Below are 19,741 nucleotides of genomic sequence, written 5' to 3'. Positions count from 1 at the left end.
GTGTATAATGACATTTAATAATTAAATAGCGAGATGAGGCGCATCCATCATCAGTAACTTATTAGTCAGTTGATTCCCGGGAATCATATAAGTGAAAGGGTAAGATGCCGAAATGGTCCATTCTTCGGGGAATGGGCTGTTGGGCCAGAAGGTTAAGAGCTACTGGCTTGTCATTATTTTAAAGATAATGGAGTGCATCACTTGTATATAACACTTTAAACAAGTCCGGCACACCGGGCTTGTTTTTTTATTATCTTGGATGATCTCGTTCTTTAATACTATATTAGGAGGAATTTTGATGGTAAGTGTTGCAGTTGTCGGAGCTACCGGTGTTGTAGGCAGTAAATTGATAGAAATGCTGGAGCGTTATGAAATAAAATATGATGAGTTGGTTTTATTTGCCTCGAAACGTTCTGCAGGCAAAGAAGTCGAGGTCGGCGGTGAAACTTACACGATTCAGGAATTGACCGAAGAAGCGGCAAAGGAAAAGTATGACTATGTTGTCATGAGTGCCGGCGGTTCAACGAGTGAGAAATTTGCCCCTCTGTTCGAAGAAAGCGGCGCAATCGTCATCGATAACTCGAGCTTCTGGAGAATGAAGGAAGATATCGACCTGATTGTTCCTGAAATCAATAAACCGAAATTCAAGCGGAACATCATCGCCAATCCCAACTGCTCTACAATCCAGTCGGTTGTGGCATTGCAGCCCCTGCAGGATAAATTCGGGGTGAAACGCGTGCACTATGCAACCTACCAGAGCGTTTCCGGTTCGGGTGAAGGCGGCATACGGGACCTCGAGGAAGGTGCCAAAGGCGCTGAACCGACCACTTACCCGCGTCCAATCCATAATAACGTCTTGCCGCATATAGATGACTTTTTGGATGACGGTTATACAAAAGAAGAGAAGAAGATGATCGACGAGACCAAGAAGATCCTTGAGGATGATTCGATTGAAGTCACTGCGACATGCGTCAGGGTTCCGATCATGAACAGCCATGCAGTCCAGATGAACGTCACTCTGGGCAGAGAAGCGAGCGTTGAAGAAGTCAAGCAGTCATTTGAAGACCATCCGCATATCGTACTGATGGACAACCCTGCCGAAAACGAATATCCGACACCGCTTGATGCTGCAGACCGTCCTGAGATCTTCGTCGGCAGGATCCGCAGGGACCCTACTCTTCCGAATACATTCCATGTATGGTGTGTCGGCGACAACCTGCTCAAGGGTGCTGCACAGAACACGGTTCAGATCCTGAAATCAATCATGGATGATAAATAATTAATAGGAGTGTTATATATGAATCCGATTTTTGAAGGTATCGGCGTTGCAATGACGACCCCGTTCAATAACGACGAAGTGGATTACGACGCATTCAGAAGACATATAGAATTCCTTATAGAAAACGACGCGCAGGCATTGATCGTGAACGGCACCACCGGTGAATCCCCGACCCTTACAGGCGAGGAAATCAGAACATTGATCAAAGTGGGTATCGATACCGCTGCAGGACGCGTGCCGGTCATCGCAGGCACAGGCACCAATTCCACCAGGAATTCCATCGAGCTTTCAAAATATGCGGCAGATGCCGGCGCCGACGGGGTGATGCTCATCACGCCGTATTACAACAAAGCCAACCAGAGAGGGCTTATCGCCCACTTTACCGCAATTGCGGATGCAATCGACATTCCGGTGATCCTCTACAATGTCCCGGCACGCACGGGCATGACGATCGAACCGGAGACCGTGGTCGAGCTGAGCAGTCACCCGAACATCGTCGCTTTGAAAGATGCAGTCGGGGATCTGAACTATACAATCAAACTTATGAATATGATCAACCAGGAAGAGTTCTCCCTGTACAGCGGCAATGATGATAATTTCGCAGATTTCATTCAGATCGGCGGCAAAGGGCTGATCAGTGTCGTCGGAAACGTCATCCCGGGCGAGCTGCAGGACGTATACACGAGAATGACGAAGGGCGACCATAATGCAAGACACACATTCACAAGCCTCATGCCTTTGATTGAAGCCGTACAGGTGGATGTGAACCCGATTCCGATCAAAGTGCTGACAAGCGAGCTCGGGTTCGGCAACTATGAACTGAGGCTGCCACTGCTTCCTGCGGAGGAAGAAATGCGCACGGAAATTGTGGAAACTTATGAAGCATTCAAAGAGGGATCGAAAGTATGAAGGTGTTACTCATCGGCTACGGCGCAATGAATCAGATCACCGAACGTCTGCTGCTCGAAGCAGGTCATGAAATTGCCGGTGTGATTGCCCGTAACAACAACTCAGATTATCCCGCGTTTGAATCCATCGATGAAGCGGAGGCGGATGTCGCAATCGACTTTTCAAATCCCGAACTCCTCCTCCCTCTGATTGAGGAAGATTTCAAAACGCCCCTGGTCGTTGCGACGACAGGTGAAAAAGATACAATCGTCGAGACATTGAAAGCAAGAAGTGAAAGCGCACCGGTGTTCTTCAGCGCGAATATGAGTTATGGTGTACATGTGCTTAATAATCTTCTGGCCAGTGCACTGGAACAGCTGGAAGATTTCGATCTGGAATTGATCGAAGCGCATCATAACAAAAAAGTCGATGCCCCGAGCGGCACCCTGGTGAAGCTTCTGGATACAGCACTTGAACACCGTAGCGACAGTCATGCAGTGTATGACCGCTCAGATGTCTATCAGAAGAGGGACGCCAAAGAAATCGGCGTTTCAGCCATCCGTGGCGGCACCATTGTCGGCGACCACACCGCCCTGTTTGCCGGCCTGGATGAAGTGATAGAAATCAGGCACCGCGCCCAGTCGAAGGAGATTTTCGCAAATGGTGCGATCAAGGCGGCAGAGGTGCTTCAGCACAAGGCCAACGGCTTTTATGATTATAATAATTTGTTCAAAGGAGAATAATTAATGGAAAAGTTTACAGCAGAGGAAATCATTCAGTACATCTCGGATGCGAGGAAGGAAACACCTGTAAAAGTATACGCAAACGGCAATTTCGGGGATGTCACATTCCCTGAAAGCTTCAAAGTTTTTGGATGCAAGAGCTCAAAGACGATATTTGCCGATTATGAGGAGTTCAAGGAATTCCATCAGCAGAATGAAGATATTTTTACGGAGATTGAAATTGAGCAGGATCGCAGAAATTCCGCTATTCCATTAAAAGATCTTACAAATACAAAAGCACGAATCGAACCGGGTGCATTCATCCGTGAGCATGCCGTCATCGAAGATGGAGCAGTGATCATGATGGGTGCAACGATCAACATCGGCGCAATCGTCGGTGAAGGTACTATGGTGGATATGAACGCTTCACTCGGCGGACGTGCAACAACAGGCAAAAATGTCCACGTTGGTGCAGGTGCAGTGCTTGCAGGCGTCATCGAGCCGCCAAGCGCGTCACCAGTCGTCATTGAAGATGATGTGCTGATCGGTGCAAACGCAGTGATACTTGAAGGTGTCCGTGTCGGCAAAGGCGCGATTGTTGCAGCAGGCGCCATCGTGACCGAAGACGTACCTGAAGGTGCAGTCGTCGCAGGCACGCCGGCCAAAGTCATCAAACAGGCAAGCGAAGTTTCCGATTCCAAAAAAGAGATCGTTTCGGCGCTAAGGAAGCTCAATGACTGAACTTGAATTTGTCACCGGACATCGCAGACATCTGCATGAAAATCCGGAGCTCAGCATGAATGAGTTCGAAACAACATCTTATATCATAGAGGTTCTTGAATCTCTGGGTGTCACCTATACGCAACCACTCCCTACCGGGGTGGTTGCGTATTTAAAAGGTGAAAGTGACATCACGCTTGGGTTCCGTGCAGATATTGATGCTTTGCCGATACATGAAGAGAACGATGTCCCCTACAGAAGCAGAAATGACGGTGTGATGCACGCATGTGGGCACGACGGGCATACAGCCGCCCTGCTCCTCTTTGTAAAGCGGTGCAAGTCTTTATATGATGAAGGGAAACTCCCCCACAGCTGCCATTTCATTTTCCAGCCGAGCGAAGAGACGATGGCCGGTGCAAAGCAGCTGATCGACAGCTGGCCCGCTAAAAAAGAGATCGATGCCATATTCGGCATACATATGATGCCGGATGAAAAGACCGGTCTCGCCCTTTTCAGGGACCATGAAATGACGGCAAGTGCCACGGAGTACCGTTTTTACATCAAAGGTGAATCCGCCCATGTTGCCAGTAAGCACAACGGTAAATCGGCCATAGAGGCACTGATGTTCACCACCCGTGAAATTTCGCAGATACAGCAGTTCCACCTCGACGGCCTGAACCGGAATATCATCCATCTCGGGCAGATGAATGCCGGGGAAGCGATCAATACAGTACCGTCAAACGGTTATCTCGAAGGGACGATCCGCACCTACGAAGAAAATGATCTCGCGTTGATCAAAAGCCGGATGGAAAAGATCAGGGCGGGTGTGGAAAACCTTTATGGCTGTAAAGTCGAAGTGACATACAATGAAGGTTATCCGCCTGTCAAAAATGATCCGGTATTGAGGCCCCTTGTCCATCAGAGCCTGGAAGCCTCCGGGTTCGAGCCGGTGATCAAGGAGAAACCTTATCTCTTTGGAGAGGATTTCAGCTTTTACAGTGAAGTCGCACCGACGTACTTCGTCTTCATCGGTGCCGGAAATGAAGAAAAAGGGTTCACGAGCAGCCTCCATACCCCGACGTTCAACTTTGATGAAGCAGTGCTCCTCCGTGTGGCGGATTACTATGAAAATATATTGAAGAACTACAAGTTTTGAGGTTAAAGATATGAGCGGAATACTGACTATAGACAGAAAACAACTGGTTTCACAGGCTGTCCGGGTCCGGGAGGGCATCCCGACCATTGCGGTCGTCAAGAACAATGCCTACAACTTCGGCCTCGAGCTTGCGGTGGAAGCATTCCTGGAAGCAGGCATCAGCGCTTTTGCAACAACATCCTTGAAAGAGGCGGAAGCGATCAGGAAAATGACTGATGATTCGATGGTGTTTTTACTCAATCCCACCACTGAATTCGCCAGCGTGAGAAGGCTCGATCTGAGCATCACCCTCCCCTCCCTCGCATATTATGAAAAGTACCAGGAGGAACTTGCCGGCATCAGTGTTCATATCGAATATGCCGGGTTGTTCAACCGGTCGGGCTTTGACAATTTTGGAGAAGTTGAACAAGTGCTGCATCATCAGGCCCAAATGGATGAAGCTGAACGTTTCTTCCTCGAGGGATTATGGTGCCATTTCGGCTATGCGGATGAATTTGACGGCAATTATGAAATAGAACGGAAAAACTGGCTCGGGTTCCTGGCGGGATTTGACAGGCTCGATATCACTCCGGAATTTGTACATTCCCAGAATACCGCAAGCTTCGTCCGGGACGGTCTTCTTCCGGGCCATACACATACAAGGCTCGGGATCGGTTTATACGGCTCCAAGCCCTACTCCGGTTTGAATGATGAGATGTTCGTACAGCCTTTCGAACTTTATTCCTCGGTGGTGCAGATCAGGGATATGGATGAGAATATGCCGATGGGCTACGGCGGGTCTTTTGTCGCAGGGCGCAGGACCAAAGTTGCGATCGTCGATATCGGATACGGCGACGGTGTGCTCAGGAAACGTGCGGAATACGACTGCCTGATCAACGGGCGGCGCTACCCCATCGTCAGTCTGATGATGAGCCATATGATCGTCGAAGTGGATGAGACAGTCGCAACCGGCGACAGAGTATATATTTACCACCCTGAAATGCGCCTTGATGAATATACATTCAAAGGTGTCGGTGCAAATTCGGAACAGCTCGCGACCTTGAATTATAATACTTTAACGAAGGAGATCACAAATGAGTCTTGAATACCATAATGATAAACTGCAGTTTGGCGGCCAGGACGTCACAAGTCTCGCTGAACGTTTTGGCACACCGCTCATCATCTATGATGAAGCCCATATGAGGGGGATGATGAGAAGTTACCACACAGTCCTTTCATCACATGTGGAGCATTACTCGGTCTCCTATGCTTCGAAGGCCTTCACTTCCCTTCAGATGATACAGCTGCTGAAAGAGGAGGATATGGAAATCGATGTGGTTTCCTCAGGGGAATTATATACTGCCATCAAGGGAGGCATCGATCCGGGGAAAATCAAATTCCACGGTAACAATAAGACACCTGAAGAGCTGGAATTTGCCCTAGCCCAGGGGGTCACTTTATTCATCATTGATTCACTCGACGAAATCGCCCTCCTCGATGATATTGCAGATTCACCTGTGAATGTCCTGCTCAGGGTCAATCCGGGTGTCGATGTGGACACGCACGAATTCATATCCACGGGACAGACCGACAGCAAATTCGGCTTGTCTATTGCAGACGGCACGGCGCTGAAAGCTGTGAAGGAAATGGAAAAAGTGGAAAACCTCGATTTCAAGGGCATCCATTACCATCTCGGTTCGCAGCTGTCCGACCCGGCCCCGTTCGTCAATGCACTGACGGCCGTCTACGACTGGCTGAATGACCATGGGATAGAGATTGAAATCCTCAATATGGGCGGCGGCTTCGGTGTGCGATATACAGATGAAGATATCAGGTTCCCTGTGGAAGAAGGGTTTGATGAAATCTTCACCCGGCTGAAAGAAGTGACGTCGCAGTACGGCTTCAGCATGCCGCATGTCATCATCGAACCCGGCCGCTCGATAACAGCTGAAGCGGCGATTACGGTATATGAAGTCGGCACGGTGAAGGATATACCGGGCGTCAGCCGCTACGTCTCTGTAAACGGCGGTATGAGCGACCATATACGCACCCCGCTCTACGGGGCCGAATATGATATCATACCCGTTAAACAGCGTCCGGACGACTCAGGGGACACTCTTGCGAATGTCGTCGGCAAACTCTGCGAGTCCGGTGACATCATAGGCAAAAATAAACCCCTGCCGGCGAATATAAAGCGCGGGGATCTTGTGGCTGTCAAAACGACAGGCGCATACCATTATTCGATGGCTTCGAACTATAATCAGATGCTGAAGCCAGCCGTAGTCTTCATTGCAGCCGACGGCGTCAAAGAAGTCATCAAAAGACAGACCCTCGATCAGCTCATACAGAATGATGTCCTCATGGAATATTGAAGATGGAACATAGAAACCCCCGTCCATTTGCTCTTTGAGCCGATGAACGGGGGTTTTTATTCATTCAAATAAATAACTCCGCCACTAACAGTGACGGAGTTCAATTGACAATTTATGACAATCGTTGACTATTTTTTTAATTATAGTTTAACAACGTTTGCAGCCTGTGGACCGCGGTCGCCTTCAACTACTTCGAATTCTACTGATTGACCTTCTTCAAGAGATTTGTAGCCTTCTTGATTGATTGCTGAGAAATGAACGAATACGTCGTTTTCTCCTTCAATTTCGATAAAGCCAAAACCCTTTTCTGCATTAAACCATTTTACTGTACCTTGTTTCATTGATTGTTCCTCCAAAAGACTATATTACAATAGCAAATAAAATCATAGTCCTGAAAAAGTAGAAAATCTAGTCTTTCCTAAACATGTTTCTATTGCTTATTGATATGTAAAGTATACTAAAGATAGTACACTTTTGCAAACACAAATTCATTAAATATTCATATTTGTCCGGACTTCCAGGAATTCTCTGTCTTTAAGACAAAGCGGAGTATAATAAATCTGCAGATCCTCTTCGCACTCTTCGCAGTATTCCAGTTCACATGCATTGAAAAAAGCGCAGAGGCCATACTTGCCTTTCTGACAGGAATGAAATTCCGCGGTCATTTCTTCCACAAGCTGTCTGTAATACCGGATCATGGCATCCTCGGAATCGAAATTCCTGATGTCGGTCAGATCTTCCTGCCATCCTTCAAATAGCCACCAACCTTCATAATCAGCTTTTAAAACGGCCACTTGATACATTTTTAAAACTCCTAACCGGTTCATTAAGATAATAGTCATATTATATACGCGAATAATTAGCAATATCAAGCAGAAACTTTTATAATTGTTAATAAGAGGTGGGAACATGGAAGCTAGATTGATTACTTTAAGTGGAAGAGTACAGGGTGTCGGGTTCAGGTACCACACTAAAACCATTGCTGATCGATACGGGATAAAGGGATATGCCAAAAATTTGACGGCGGATGTCGAAGTGTTCGCACAAGGAGAAGTCTCGTCTCTTGAACGGTTCATTGATGAGGTGGTTGACGGTCCTGCGCCTGCATCCCGTATAGAAGAGTATACAGTGAATTCTGCAGAACCGGAAGAGAAATACACTGACTTTAAAACTTTATGATGATTGCAGGTGTTAACATATGAAATTCAACATTTCACGTTGGACTGCAGCCTTAGTCGCCATACCGACTTCAATCGTGACCGGTCTGGCATCAATGCTTGCTCTGGATCTTCATCTGTTCTTTGACCTGCTGGTCGGTACAGGTGGATTTTTTGCAGCTTACTTCCCCACCCAGTCTGTCAGTTTCAACAGGCAGCTGAGGGAGTACGGTTTGAATAAAAGTGAGTATAAGTATATACGGTCCCAACTGAAAGAAGCAAAAGAAAAGATGAACCGTCTCAGGCAGAGCTACTACAATATACGTACGTTGAAAGATGCAAAGCTCATCTTCGATATCAACCGCATAGTCAAATCCATCGTCACTACAGTCGAAGATGATCCAAAAGTCTTTTACAATGTACAGCAGTTCTTCCATTCCAATCTGGACTCGGCGGTGAATACCATCGAACAGTACTTGTTCTTATACAGGATGCCGGGGAAATCCAAGGAGGAAAAAATCAAGCTGCATGAGACGAGGTTGTCCATGCTCGAGCTGAAGCGGACGCTGCAATCCAACCTCTCCCATATGAACCGTCCGGCTTACCAGTCACTGGAAGTCGAAAAGGACCTCATCAGCCTGAACAGGAAACGGGCCGGCAGGAACATGCAGCTCGAAAACAAAATGGATGAGCAAAAGGTGAATATTTCTGACCAGGAACGGGAAGAGGTCAGCATCCCCAGACAGGAAAGGGAAAAAGTAAAAGTGTTTAGGAGTGACAATAATGAATCAGAAAAATGATAATGATTTGAAGGATCAGCTTCTGAGTGATCCGTTTAGCACGGCGTCAACTTCAGAGTACCCTGCCCTGCAGCCGGAAAAGGCAGAAACCGGCGGGGAGAGGGAAAACAATGTATTGACCACTTTCAAAGAACAGTTCAGCGAAGAAGATATGAAGCGCATCCAAGATATAAAATCAAAGATCGAGCCTCTCGACAATGATGCACTCATCACCTATGGTTCCAACGCCCAGCAGGCGTTGTCCAAGTTCTCCCATCAGATGCTGAACGAAGTCCAGTCGAAAGATGTCGGCCCCATCGGCGATACACTTGAGAACCTGATGAAGAAGCTGAAAGAGATTGATCCCGATGAGCTGACGAATGAGAAAAAGAATATAGTCAGCCGTCTGTTCGGCAGAATGAAAAAATCAGTCAATGAACTGATTTCGAAGCATCAGAGCGTCGCTTCCCAGGTGGACCGCATCAGCATACAGCTGGAACACGCTAAAGAAGTGCTGATCAAAGATGTACACATGCTTGATAATTTATATGATCAGAACAAAGATTATTTCGACGCGATAAACATCTATATCGCAGCGGCTGAGCTGAAGAAGGAAGAAATAGAATCAGAAGTTCTGCCTGCATTGAGGGCGAAGGCGGATGAATCCGGAAATCAAATGGATGTCCAGGACGTCAATGACATGATGCAGTATTTGAACCGTCTTGAAAAAAGGATTCATGATTTGAAACTTTCAAGGCAGATCACCCTGCAGTCGGCACCACAGATCAGGATGATACAAAACATCAACCAGACACTCGCCGAAAAGATACAGAGTTCCATACTGACAAGCATTCCTTTATGGAAAAACCAGATGGCGATTGCACTCACCCTGCTCCGCCAGGAGTCTGCATCGAAGGCACAGCAGGCAGTGACCAACACCACCAATGATCTGCTGACTAAAAACTCAGAGATGCTGAAGCAGAATTCCCTGCGCACAGCGCGTGAAAATGAACGGGGTATCGTGGATATAGAAACACTGAAAACGACTCAGGAAAACCTTGTCACAACCATCGAAGAGACACTCCAGATCCAGGCAGAAGGTTCCCAGAAACGTAAAGAAGCGGAGACAGAACTCGTTCAAATGGAAGAAGATCTGAAGAAGAGACTGCTGCAGCTGAAGGAAGAACACAGGTACTGACCAGAAAAACGGTGCATCCCACAATGGGATGCACCGTTTTTTTATCGTTTTAGAACAGCTGCATCGAAAGGAAAATGACGAATGTCACTGTGATGCTGCTCAGCAGTGTACTGTAAAGTACAATTTGGGCATGGAGTTCAGGTTCAACATCGTATTCCAGTGCAAGGGTTGCTGTATTCCTGGACGTCGGGAAGGCACTTGCAATGAACAGTGATTGTGCGATGACACCATCAAGCCCTATCGTGAATATTAAAATCAGCGCCACAACCGGCCCGATGACCAGGCGTCCGAAAAGGCTCCAGGGAATCACTTTATGGAATGTGCGGATCTTTATGCTTTCAAGCTGTGCACCGAGCAGAATCAGGGCGAGAGCGGCGAATCCGCCTGCCAGCTGTTCAATCGGCACAAGCAGGAAAGTTGGTATCGGTGCATCGAATATTTTAAACAAAATCGCAATCGCGAGCGCATGTATGATTGGCAGTTTAAGCAGATCACGGAGCAGCTCGATGATCGATTTTGAAGCGGAAATCAAGTTATAAAGCCCGTAAGTGAATGTAAGCAGGTTCTGGACAACAAGCACGATGATCTGCACCGAGACGCCGAGCGGATTCGAACTGAAGACCAGCTGGCTGACCGGCAGTCCGTAGTTTCCGGAGTTCATGAGGGAAATGCTGTTTTTAAGGGCGGTCGCTTCCCCGTTTTCCAGGTTCAACAGACGGCTCAAAATATTGCTCAGTATGATCAGAATGCTGATGAACAGTGATAAATAAAGGAAGAGCTGGATAACCAAAGAGAAATTGATTTCTGCATGATAAATATTGATGAAGACCGCGGCGGGCATGAAGCAATATGTGACGAGATTGGCGATCGGTCTCAGCCTGAACTGGAATTTCCTTTGAAGCAGAAGGCCAATCCCTAGAAGTATCAAAATGGGGACGATGACGTCCATAAAGACGGGAATGATATAATTCAATCCGATCATCTCTTTTCTATATCATAAGATAATCTTATTATATCATGGATAAATCATAAGAAATAGTATTGTGATGATACGAAAAACTTATAACTCACAATAAAAAAGCGACGCACAATATGCGTCGCTTAAAATATTTTAATCAAGTATATGTCACTCTCGGTTTCTTCATTCCAATCAGATAACCGATAATGTATCCGATGATCACGAGAGGAATCCATTCAAATGAAGCATTGAACAGCGGCAGCGCTTCAAGGAATGGCATCTCAGCCCATCCATTCCGGTGCACCACTGCCAGTATGCTTGTGATTAGAACCAAAACAACCGGTATTTGAAGCGCAAGACGCGGCGTCGGTACAAAATAACTGACAATCAATAATAATACGGATGTCATGGCAATCGGATAAATGATGGACAATACAGGTACACTTGTCGTTATAACCTGATCCAGTCCCTGGTTTGCAAGTCCGAATGATATCAATGTGAAGATGACTACAAACACTCTGTAAGGCACTTTAGATACTATGCTGTTGAAATATTCACTTACGGCTACGATTAGACCCGCACCCGTAGTGATACATGCGAGTAACACGATCAGACCCAGTAAAATTGCCCCGAACCCGCCATATGCATCGGCTGATATATATGTCAGCAGGAAGGTTCCGAGATTCTGCTCATCAGGTGCTGTACCTTCAAGGTTGACCCGGTTACCGAGCCAGCCCAGTGACACATAAACAAGACCGAGGAGCAATGCTGCCAGTGAAGCAGATTTGATCGTACCGAATAACAGTGCTTTCCTGCTTTTGACTCCGGTGTCGCGTATTGCATTCAGGACGATGACGGAAAAGGCGATCGCGGCGATTGCATCCATCGTCAAGTAACCTTCCGTAAAGCCTGCTGAGAATGGCGCTTCCGTATTGAACCCTTCCCCGGCAGGATTCACAGGGTTGGCTATGTACATTGTAATCGCTGTAATCACAAGCAGTGCAATCGAGATCAGCAGTAACGGCGTAAGTATTTTACCAATGCTGTCCGCAATGGATCTCGGATTCCAGCTCAGTGCAAACACGATTATGAAGAACAGGAGTGAAAATACAAGAAGCGATACCCCGCTCGGCGAATCCAGGAATGGAATCACGCTCATTTCATATGCTGTCGTTGCAGTCCTCGGTATGGCGAAGAACGGTCCGATCGTCAGGTAAATGACCACGAGCAGCCCGACGGCAAAAGCCGGATGGATTGCTTTCAGTGATTCTTTATAACCTTCTTTGGAGATCGACCCCACGATGACACCGAGTAAAGGCAGCCCGACGCCTGTGATGACGAAGCCCAATATTGCGAGCCAGAAATATTCACCACTTACAAAGCCGAGACCCGGTGGGAATATTAAGTTACCTGCACCAAAGAACATTGCAAATAACATGAAACCTACTATAAAAACATTTTTCGTACTCATTTTTGTATCCATGTGTGAGCCCCCGTATAATCTGAAATTATAGAACTATTCTATCTCATTCAATCAATAAAGTCCATAAGATTTTAAACTTTCAGATTTCAGACTATATTTCAATTGATGTAAATTAATTTATAAGCGACAACAATATCTTTTTAAGCGTATTGGCGACTGCATGTGCCATTTCATGGGCATGCGCCACCAGGATGGTGTTGTTGCCATATATATTCCTGATGGATTCAATGGTCTGTTCATCGCTTTCCTCACTGATGAAGACATTGACGATATGAATGTTCTCCCTTTTTGCGATATTGACCGCCTCATGCGTATCTACTATACCACTCTGGTTATAATCCTCTGCACTTGGCAGACCGTCGGAGAACATGATGATGAAACGGTCGCTTTCACTTCGCGCCCTCAATAAGGAAATTTCATGCTTCAATATGAAACCATCCCTGTTGTCACCGGATGCATCGATATCCAGTATGGATACAGGATGATAATAATTGGATTTGTCAAAATCCATATGCTCATACACCCTGTTCGGAAAGTTCTCCGGACCGACCTCAAAGGTGTCTTCGTGATGTGAAATGATCCTGTGCTTTATATTCAGTGATTTCAAAATGTGATTGAAGACGATGACACCCGAAATCGCATTTTCCAGGTGGGGTTCCATTGAAAAGGACCGGTCGACAACGAGTGTGAAGACGGCATCAATTTCCCTCGACTCCGAACGCTCTTTGACGAACAGTTTATGACTCCCTTCGACAATGGGCATCGTCGGGTTTTTCATCAATTTTCCGTTCGATTGGTTCATGCGGATTTCGTTCTGCTTATGATTCAAAAGCTGCTGGAGGTCGCCGACCGCCTGCCTGGCCACACCTGTATACTGATTGTAAAGTTCCCTGTACTTCTGGTAGTCGCTCAGATTGATCTTTGGGGTGATTTTTTCCAGTACGGCATGGCGGTTTATCGAAGCTTTGTCCCTGAAGGTGTTATCCCCGCGGTTGCTTCCAAAACCTTCAGTGTAGTCATCGACCTCATCGTCATACATGTTCACCTGCCTGCTTTTGGACCTCCGGGCATTGGCAGCATCCTGTACTTCGCCTAGGACAGTGGCATCCTTCACCGCCCCGCTCGTCTTTGTATCGACCGTGCTCTTTTCATCCTCATCGACCTGATCATTTTCCGAAGACAGCACCCCGGGGTCTTTCCTGAAGTCATTGCTTTTAATGAAGGCATCGATGTCGCTGAAGGAAATATCATGTATCGGGGTGAAACTGGAAGTATCGAGACCCGGTGTTTTGGTTATCTTATCGTAGAATGTTTCCGCTTTGATGATGCTTTCTTCAGTGGAGTCCGACTTCATATCAAAAGGGATGCCCGAATATTCAAAGGCATCCTCGTACTGCAGGATCTTCAGGTTCATATGGCGCAGGAAATCATCGGCTGAATTCTCTGTGTGCTTTGAATAATGCTGTCTTAAAATCCCGTCACCTTCCTTTAAGAGCCTTTTGATGACCGGTCTTTCATTCACAGCACTTTTCCTCAACCTGAAGTATTCAATTGATAAAAATATCTGCCGTAAATATCCGTCACGAGTCATCATTTCAGCATACTTGGAATAATCCAGAGTTCCCGGTGCAGTGAAGTGCGTGTAGATATCATGTTTGAAGCCGTCAAGTTCAGTGATATCATTCCTATGCTTCCAGAACATACTGAAATTCAGGACATTCTTATACGGATTGAAGTAGGAATACTTCTGCACATTCACGGTCAGTTCCCCGTTCCTGAAAAGCAGGCGCGCAAGATCAGTCAGTTCCATCATATTTCTGGAATCGACCAGTTCATCGTTGAATTTGATAAAGGAATACGTCATATTTTAATCACTACTCAAAATGTAATTTAAAAGCATTGTATATCGCCGTCTTCTCCTGGTCATTGTCCAGCTTATCTGTGACCGTCCGCTGCAGGGCTCTGTCTGGAGGAATCAGGGTGCTTAAATCTGAAAGGTCCAGCAAACTCCTCACACTGGATGACTCCTTTGATATCTGGCCCTGCCTGGTCATCGTCACGAGATCTTTATGGAAGTCGGTCAGTCTCCTTAAAATGCCAGGATCATCCTGAAGACTTTGATTTTCCAAAATTTCCAAAAGCGCATCATCGGATACATAGTCGATTTCCACGACATTGAAGCGGTTGAGCAGCGCTTCGTTCATGGGCATGGTGCCGGCGTAACCGATGTTTACCGCGGCAATGACGATGAAATCCTCATCGGCAGTGATCTCCTCCCCGGTCAAGGGGTTCATCAACGTCCTGCGGTAATCAAGGGCCGCGTTGAGTATCGGCAGCACTTCCGGTTTGGCCATGTTGATTTCATCGATATAGAGTATATGACCATTCTTCATTGCACGCACAACCGGTCCATCGACGAAGACGATCTCCTGCTGACCTTCTTCATACTCAATCGTCTTGAAACCGAGCAGGGATTCCATGTCAATATCGACAGAACAGTTGATGCTCACCATCTCACGCCCGAATTCGACGGCAAGGTCATCTGCAAGGCGGGTTTTCCCCGCCCCTGTCGGCCCTTTCAAAAGCAGATTTTTGCCGAGTTTCAGGATATTGAATGAATCGTGGTGAATCGCCTCATCTTCATGCCTGAATTTAGATCCGGCCATTTCACTCATCCGCATCTTCGAAGTAGGTCTTATAGTAACCGCCGACTTTGCCTGAATTATCTTTTACGAATATATACTCTTCGGTCTCGTTGACCACGGTATAAGTTTTGCCTTCAGTCAGCATATCGTTGACTTTATATTTCTCGGCATCCGTATGTCTGACCTTCACTGTCCTCAAATTATTATCCTGCCATGTTTCATGTAACATCATTCATTCTCCATTCATTTATTAAAGTCTCTATATTTTAACATAATAAAAACAAGATACTGAAAATAGTATCTTGTTTTTATTGATTTTAACCTTCAAGTAAAAGATCTTCTGGATTTTCAATCAATTCTTTGATGGTTTTGAGGAAATTCACTGAATCTTTACCGTCGATCACTCTGTGGTCATAGCTCAGCGCGATGTACATCATCGGACGCACTTCAATGGATCCATCCGGCATTGCCACAGGGCGTTTCTGGATGGTGTGCATACCGAGGATGCCGGCCTGTGTACCGTTCATGATCGGTGTTGATAAGAGTGATCCGAATACACCACCGTTCGTAATCGTGAACGATCCTCCGGTCATTTCATCCAGGGATAGTTTTTTATCAATCGCCTTCGTTGCAAGGCCGGCGATATCTGCTTCTATTTCTGCAAAGGTTTTACGGTCACAGTCCCTTACAACCGGTACAACGAGCCCTTCCTCCGTAGAAACTGCAATACCGATATCGTAGAACTGTTTGTAGATCATTTCATCGCCGTCGATTTCCGCATTCACTGCAGGGAACTGTCTCAGGGCGGCCACTGAAGCTTTGGTGAAGAATGACATGAAGCCGAGTCTTGTGCCGTCATGCTTCTCCTGGAATGCTTCCTTTTTACGCTTTCTGAGTTCCATGACATTCGTCATGTCCACTTCGTTGAAAGTCGTCAGCATTGCAGTATTCTGCTTCACTTCGTGCAGGCGCTTGGCAATCGTCTGACGGCGTCTTGACATCTTCTCCCTGATGACAGGTTTTTCAGGCTGTGCATTGGCCTGCTGTTTCTCGGGCTTGCTTTCAGATTTTTTGCTTTCTGCTTCTTGATTCTTTTTGGAAGCCTCATGGTTCTCGACATCCTGGGAACGGACATGGCCTCTTGGATCTCCTGCACTGATCTCCTTAAGCGAGAGGCCTTTCTCACGTGCCAGTTTCCTTGCAGCAGGTGAAGCGACGATGCGGTCGGAACCTTCGTCTGAAGCCTCCCCACTTTCTTCTTTCTTCTCTTCTTTTGGTTCGTCTTTCTTTTCATCTTTGGAAGGGGCGTCCTTTTCTTCGTCTTTGGATTCGGAAGGTGTGCTCTCCTCTTTTTCCTCAGATGATGAAGCTTCACCGCTTTCATCAACGACAGCGACGACCTGTCCTACTTCAACAGTGTCTCCTTCTTCTGCCCTCAGCTCTGTAATCACACCGGATTCTTCACTGATCACTTCGACGTTGACTTTATCCGTTTCAAGCTCAAGTATGTTTTCTCCTTTTTCTACGGAGTCACCCACACCTTTCAACCAGGACGCAATCGTCCCTTCTGTAATCGATTCAGCCAGTTCTGGAATTTTAACTTCTGCCATTATTAATCCTCCTGCACTTTCATTGCATTTTCTATGATATTTTGTTGTATCCTCTTGTAAGTTTCAGCATCGCCTTCAGCCGGTGATGACGATACCGGACGGCCGACATAGGAGCGCTTTACATTCTCCGGTAAAATGTCGAGTATCTTCGGTAAAACGGAGCTGTATGCACCCATGTTCTTAGGCTCTTCCTGGACGAAGCGGACTTCATCGAGATTTTCAATGCTTTCTAGCAGTTCTTTGATCTCTTCATCAGGGAACGGATAGAGCTGTTCAATCCTTACGATCACCACTTCATCGGATGGATTGTCCCTGTGGTGCAAGAGCAGATCCACAGCCATTTTGCCATGTGCCAGGACGACCTTCTTCACTTTGGACTTGTCATGCTCTTCAACGATGACCTCCCTGAAATGGTTGCCGATGAAAGCGTCCAGTGGATCGCTGACCATCTGGTTTCTGAGCAGACTTTTCGGTGTCATGATGACAAGCGGACGCATCTTTTCAGTGTTCAAATACTTTGCCTGCCTTCTCAACAGGTAGAAATAGTTTGCGGTGCTCGTCAGATTTGCGACGGTCATATTATAGTTTGCACATAAATGAAGGAATCTCTCAAGCCTTGCGCTCGAGTGCTCCGGCCCCTGCCCTTCCTGTCCGTGAGGGAGGAACAGGGTGAAACCACTCGTCTCTCCCCACTTTGCATTTCCGGATGACATGAAGTTATCAAAGTAAACCTGCGCCATGTTGGCAAAGTCACCGTATTGGGCTTCCCATATGACCATGGCTGCCTTGTTCTCCACGTTGTATCCATAGTCGAAGCCGACGACTGCTGCTTCGGACAGAGGTGAGTTATGGATGTCGAATGTGGCTTTGGCACCAGGGACATGGTGCAGCGGAATGAATTCCTCCCCGGTCTCGGAGTCATGGAGCACGGCATGCCTGTGGGCAAACGTCCCCCTCTGGGAATCCTGACCGGTCAATCTGATCGGCGTGCCGTCCTGATTGATCGTTGCAAATGCCAGCGCTTCAGCATGCGCCCAATCGACCAGTGCCGAATCGTCCTCGAAAGGCAGCTTGCGGCGGTCAAGCACCTGCCTCAGCTTCTTGAACACGGTGAAGTCTTCAGGATAATCGAACAGGGCCTCATTGATCTCCTCAAGCCTTTCACGGGTGATCTCCGGCTCTTCTTCATTTGAAAGGCCTTCCTGGAATGCTTCCGGCGCCTCGATCGAGGATTTGATAACGGTATCATTTTTATCTATCTTATCATGCGCTTCACGCATTCTTTTGAAGGCGTTGTCGATGATATCCTCTTTTTCCTCTTTGGAAATGACCTTTTCTTCAATGAGCTGGTTGCCGTAAATGTGCTCTATCGTGTCATGCGCTTTGACTTCCCTGTACAGCATGGGATTCGTCGTACTCGGTTCATCCATTTCATTATGGCCGAAACGGCGGTAGCCGATTAAGTTTATGACTGCATCCTTGTTGAATTCCTGACGGTACCTGAAGGCAAGTTCCATCGCCCTCATCACGTGCTCTGGTTTATCCGCATTGACATGGAAGACAGGCAGGTCAAAACTCAGTGCCGCTGCAGATGCGTGATCCGTCGAGCGGGCATCAAACTCCTCGGTGGTGAAACCGATACGGTTGTTCGCGATGATGTGTATGGAACCGCCTGTTCTGTAGCCGTCCAGATTCCCAAGGTTCAAAGTTTCAAAAACGACACCCTGCGCTGCGAAAGCGGCATCACCATGGACCATGACGGCAAGTGAACGGTTGAAGTCGAGCTCAGGAAATCCATTCCGGTCCGTCGTTTCCTGTTCAGCCCTCGTCTTACCCTGGATCACAGGGCTGACGACTTCGAGGTGGCTCGGGTTGTTGGCCAAAGTGATCTGCTGCTCTATACCTTTGTCAGTCCTCTTTTTGGAACCGCCGAGGTGATATTTGACATCTCCGACCCAGCCTGAAGTGAGGGTCAGTGAATCATCTTCAGGCAGGAACTTCATCGGGTCTGTATGCATGAATTCGCTGAGCATCATTTCATAAGGCTTTTGAAGGACATGTGTCAAAACGTTCAGGCGGCCCCTGTGAGCCATACCGATTTGAAGATTTGGAATTTCTTTCTCGGCCATAAGGGCGAGAAGATGATCGAGCATCGGTACTAAAGTATCCAGTCCCTCGATGGAGAATCTCTTGGCACCGACAAAATTTTTGTGCAGATATTTTTCAAAACCTTCGACTTTGGACAGCAGTTTAAAAAGTTCGATTTTTTCTTCGGAACTTAAACTGACTTCATCCTGGTTCTCAATTGTCTTTTTCAGCCAGGTTCTTTCTTTTGAATCGTTGATGTGCATGAACTCATAGGCAATCGGGCCCGTATAGACTTCATACAGATGATTGAATGCCTCATTCGCATTCTCGTAGAGTGAACCAAGGTGCGGGCTCACGAGAGATGCAGGTACATCTTTCAAAAGTTCTTCAGAAATACCGTGCGATTTGAAATCAAGAGCGGGTGCATTCTTTATATCAGGCTTGTAGACAGGATAGATATCCGCCTTCAAGTGTCCGAATAATCTGATTTCATCAAGCAGGCGAAGCATCCCCTTAACATTCTGCTTCGCATTGTCATCCAGGCCACCACCTTGTGATGTTCCAAGACTTTCGAACAATGTGCGCATTTCTTCGCTGACACTGTCCGGATTTTCCAAATAAGAATCGTGAATATCAAGAATCAAACCTAAATTCGTTCCAAATCTGACTGGCGCCTCTTCATAGGCTTTCCCTTCCATCTTTGCAGC

At 46.9% G+C, this 19,741-nt stretch carries 19 protein-coding genes and 1 riboswitch; of the genes, 10 read left to right on the top strand and 9 right to left on the bottom strand.

Going from position 1 to position 19,741, the window contains the following annotated elements; all coding sequences use genetic code 11:
* Positions 1-25 precede the first annotated feature (25 nt).
* Positions 26-206, top strand: a riboswitch (Lysine riboswitch).
* Between the two features lie 92 nt (positions 207-298).
* The 7 genes from LPW40_RS03180 to lysA are packed head-to-tail and all read left to right on the top strand — an operon-like array spanning position 299 to position 7,116.
* A complete protein-coding gene (locus LPW40_RS03180; protein ID WP_230820775.1) occupies positions 299-1,279 on the top strand; it encodes an aspartate-semialdehyde dehydrogenase in 981 nt (326 codons plus the stop codon).
* An 18-nt stretch (positions 1,280-1,297) separates the two neighbouring features.
* On the top strand, positions 1,298-2,188 hold the full coding sequence (gene dapA / locus LPW40_RS03175; protein WP_230820774.1) for a 4-hydroxy-tetrahydrodipicolinate synthase: 891 nt from the start codon (positions 1,298-1,300) through the stop codon (positions 2,186-2,188).
* Positions 2,185-2,910: a 4-hydroxy-tetrahydrodipicolinate reductase gene (gene dapB / locus LPW40_RS03170; RefSeq protein ID WP_230820773.1), complete on the top strand. Its 726-nt coding sequence runs from the start codon at positions 2,185-2,187 to the stop codon at positions 2,908-2,910. Before dapA ends, dapB begins: the two co-directional genes overlap by 4 nt.
* Before the next feature lie 3 nt (positions 2,911-2,913).
* Entirely contained in the window at positions 2,914-3,630 is a 717-nt protein-coding gene (gene dapD, locus LPW40_RS03165; protein WP_097039055.1) for a 2,3,4,5-tetrahydropyridine-2,6-dicarboxylate N-acetyltransferase, read from the top strand.
* A complete protein-coding gene (locus LPW40_RS03160) occupies positions 3,623-4,765 on the top strand; it encodes a M20 metallopeptidase family protein (RefSeq protein WP_230820772.1) in 1,143 nt (380 codons plus the stop codon). The genes dapD and LPW40_RS03160 overlap by 8 nt, the downstream gene beginning before the upstream one ends.
* A gap of 10 nt (positions 4,766-4,775) precedes the next feature.
* Positions 4,776-5,849, top strand: a complete 1,074-nt coding sequence (locus tag LPW40_RS03155) for an alanine racemase (protein ID WP_230820771.1) — start codon at positions 4,776-4,778, stop codon at positions 5,847-5,849.
* On the top strand, positions 5,839-7,116 hold the full coding sequence (gene lysA / locus LPW40_RS03150; RefSeq protein ID WP_230820770.1) for a diaminopimelate decarboxylase: 1,278 nt from the start codon (positions 5,839-5,841) through the stop codon (positions 7,114-7,116). Before LPW40_RS03155 ends, lysA begins: the two co-directional genes overlap by 11 nt.
* Positions 7,117-7,256: 140 nt before the next feature.
* Here lysA and cspA read toward each other — a convergent pair whose 3' ends face one another.
* Both cspA and LPW40_RS03140 read right to left on the bottom strand, forming a co-directional pair.
* Positions 7,257-7,457: a cold shock protein CspA gene (cspA, locus tag LPW40_RS03145; protein WP_017548994.1), complete on the bottom strand. Its 201-nt coding sequence runs from the start codon at positions 7,455-7,457 to the stop codon at positions 7,257-7,259.
* A 150-nt stretch (positions 7,458-7,607) separates the two neighbouring features.
* Positions 7,608-7,919 carry a DUF1033 family protein gene (locus LPW40_RS03140; protein ID WP_230820769.1) on the bottom strand — a complete coding sequence of 104 codons (312 nt, stop codon included), beginning with the start codon at positions 7,917-7,919 and terminating at the stop codon, positions 7,608-7,610.
* 106 nt (positions 7,920-8,025) lie between these two features.
* Here LPW40_RS03140 and LPW40_RS03135 point away from each other — a divergent pair, with 106 nt between their 5' ends.
* Genes LPW40_RS03135 through LPW40_RS03125 form a run of 3 tightly spaced genes read left to right on the top strand, consistent with a single transcriptional unit; the run spans position 8,026 to position 10,250 of the window.
* Entirely contained in the window at positions 8,026-8,295 is a 270-nt protein-coding gene (locus tag LPW40_RS03135) for an acylphosphatase (protein WP_230820768.1), read from the top strand.
* A gap of 19 nt (positions 8,296-8,314) precedes the next feature.
* Positions 8,315-9,073, top strand: coding sequence for a 5-bromo-4-chloroindolyl phosphate hydrolysis family protein (locus tag LPW40_RS03130; protein WP_230820767.1), 759 nt, complete (start codon positions 8,315-8,317; stop codon positions 9,071-9,073).
* On the top strand, positions 9,057-10,250 hold the full coding sequence (locus LPW40_RS03125) for a toxic anion resistance protein (protein ID WP_413775981.1): 1,194 nt from the start codon (positions 9,057-9,059) through the stop codon (positions 10,248-10,250). Before LPW40_RS03130 ends, LPW40_RS03125 begins: the two co-directional genes overlap by 17 nt.
* Positions 10,251-10,299: 49 nt before the next feature.
* Here the strand turns inward: LPW40_RS03125 and LPW40_RS03120 are convergent, their stop codons facing one another.
* The 7 genes from LPW40_RS03120 to LPW40_RS03090 all read right to left on the bottom strand — a co-directional run bounded on the left by LPW40_RS03120 (position 10,300) and on the right by LPW40_RS03090 (position 19,732).
* Positions 10,300-11,232, bottom strand: coding sequence for an AEC family transporter (locus LPW40_RS03120; protein ID WP_230820766.1), 933 nt, complete (start codon positions 11,230-11,232; stop codon positions 10,300-10,302).
* 133 nt (positions 11,233-11,365) lie between these two features.
* A complete protein-coding gene (gene brnQ, locus LPW40_RS03115; RefSeq protein WP_230821064.1) occupies positions 11,366-12,679 on the bottom strand; it encodes a branched-chain amino acid transport system II carrier protein in 1,314 nt (437 codons plus the stop codon).
* 124 nt (positions 12,680-12,803) lie between these two features.
* The gene (locus LPW40_RS03110) at positions 12,804-14,555 is read right to left on the bottom strand and encodes a vWA domain-containing protein (RefSeq protein ID WP_230820765.1); all 1,752 of its coding nucleotides are present in this window, start codon (positions 14,553-14,555) and stop codon (positions 12,804-12,806) included.
* Between the two features lie 10 nt (positions 14,556-14,565).
* Positions 14,566-15,357 (bottom strand): ATP-binding protein, encoded by a 792-nt coding sequence (locus LPW40_RS03105; protein ID WP_230820764.1) that lies wholly within the window; start codon positions 15,355-15,357, stop codon positions 14,566-14,568.
* 1 nt (position 15,358) lies between these two features.
* The gene (locus LPW40_RS03100; RefSeq protein WP_230820763.1) at positions 15,359-15,565 is read right to left on the bottom strand and encodes a DUF6501 family protein; all 207 of its coding nucleotides are present in this window, start codon (positions 15,563-15,565) and stop codon (positions 15,359-15,361) included.
* Between the two features lie 88 nt (positions 15,566-15,653).
* Positions 15,654-16,946 (bottom strand): 2-oxoglutarate dehydrogenase complex dihydrolipoyllysine-residue succinyltransferase, encoded by a 1,293-nt coding sequence (gene odhB, locus LPW40_RS03095; protein WP_230820762.1) that lies wholly within the window; start codon positions 16,944-16,946, stop codon positions 15,654-15,656.
* A 2-nt stretch (positions 16,947-16,948) separates the two neighbouring features.
* Positions 16,949-19,732 carry a 2-oxoglutarate dehydrogenase E1 component gene (locus LPW40_RS03090; RefSeq protein WP_230820761.1) on the bottom strand — a complete coding sequence of 928 codons (2,784 nt, stop codon included), beginning with the start codon at positions 19,730-19,732 and terminating at the stop codon, positions 16,949-16,951.
* Between the last annotated feature and the right edge of the window lie 9 nt (positions 19,733-19,741).

The organism is Salinicoccus halitifaciens (assembly GCF_021026095.1).
Taxonomy (GTDB): Bacteria; Bacillota; Bacilli; order Staphylococcales; family Salinicoccaceae; genus Lacicoccus; species Lacicoccus halitifaciens.
The sequence above is the reverse complement of the archived record's forward strand: the minus strand, read 5'-3'. Positions and strand labels throughout refer to the sequence as shown.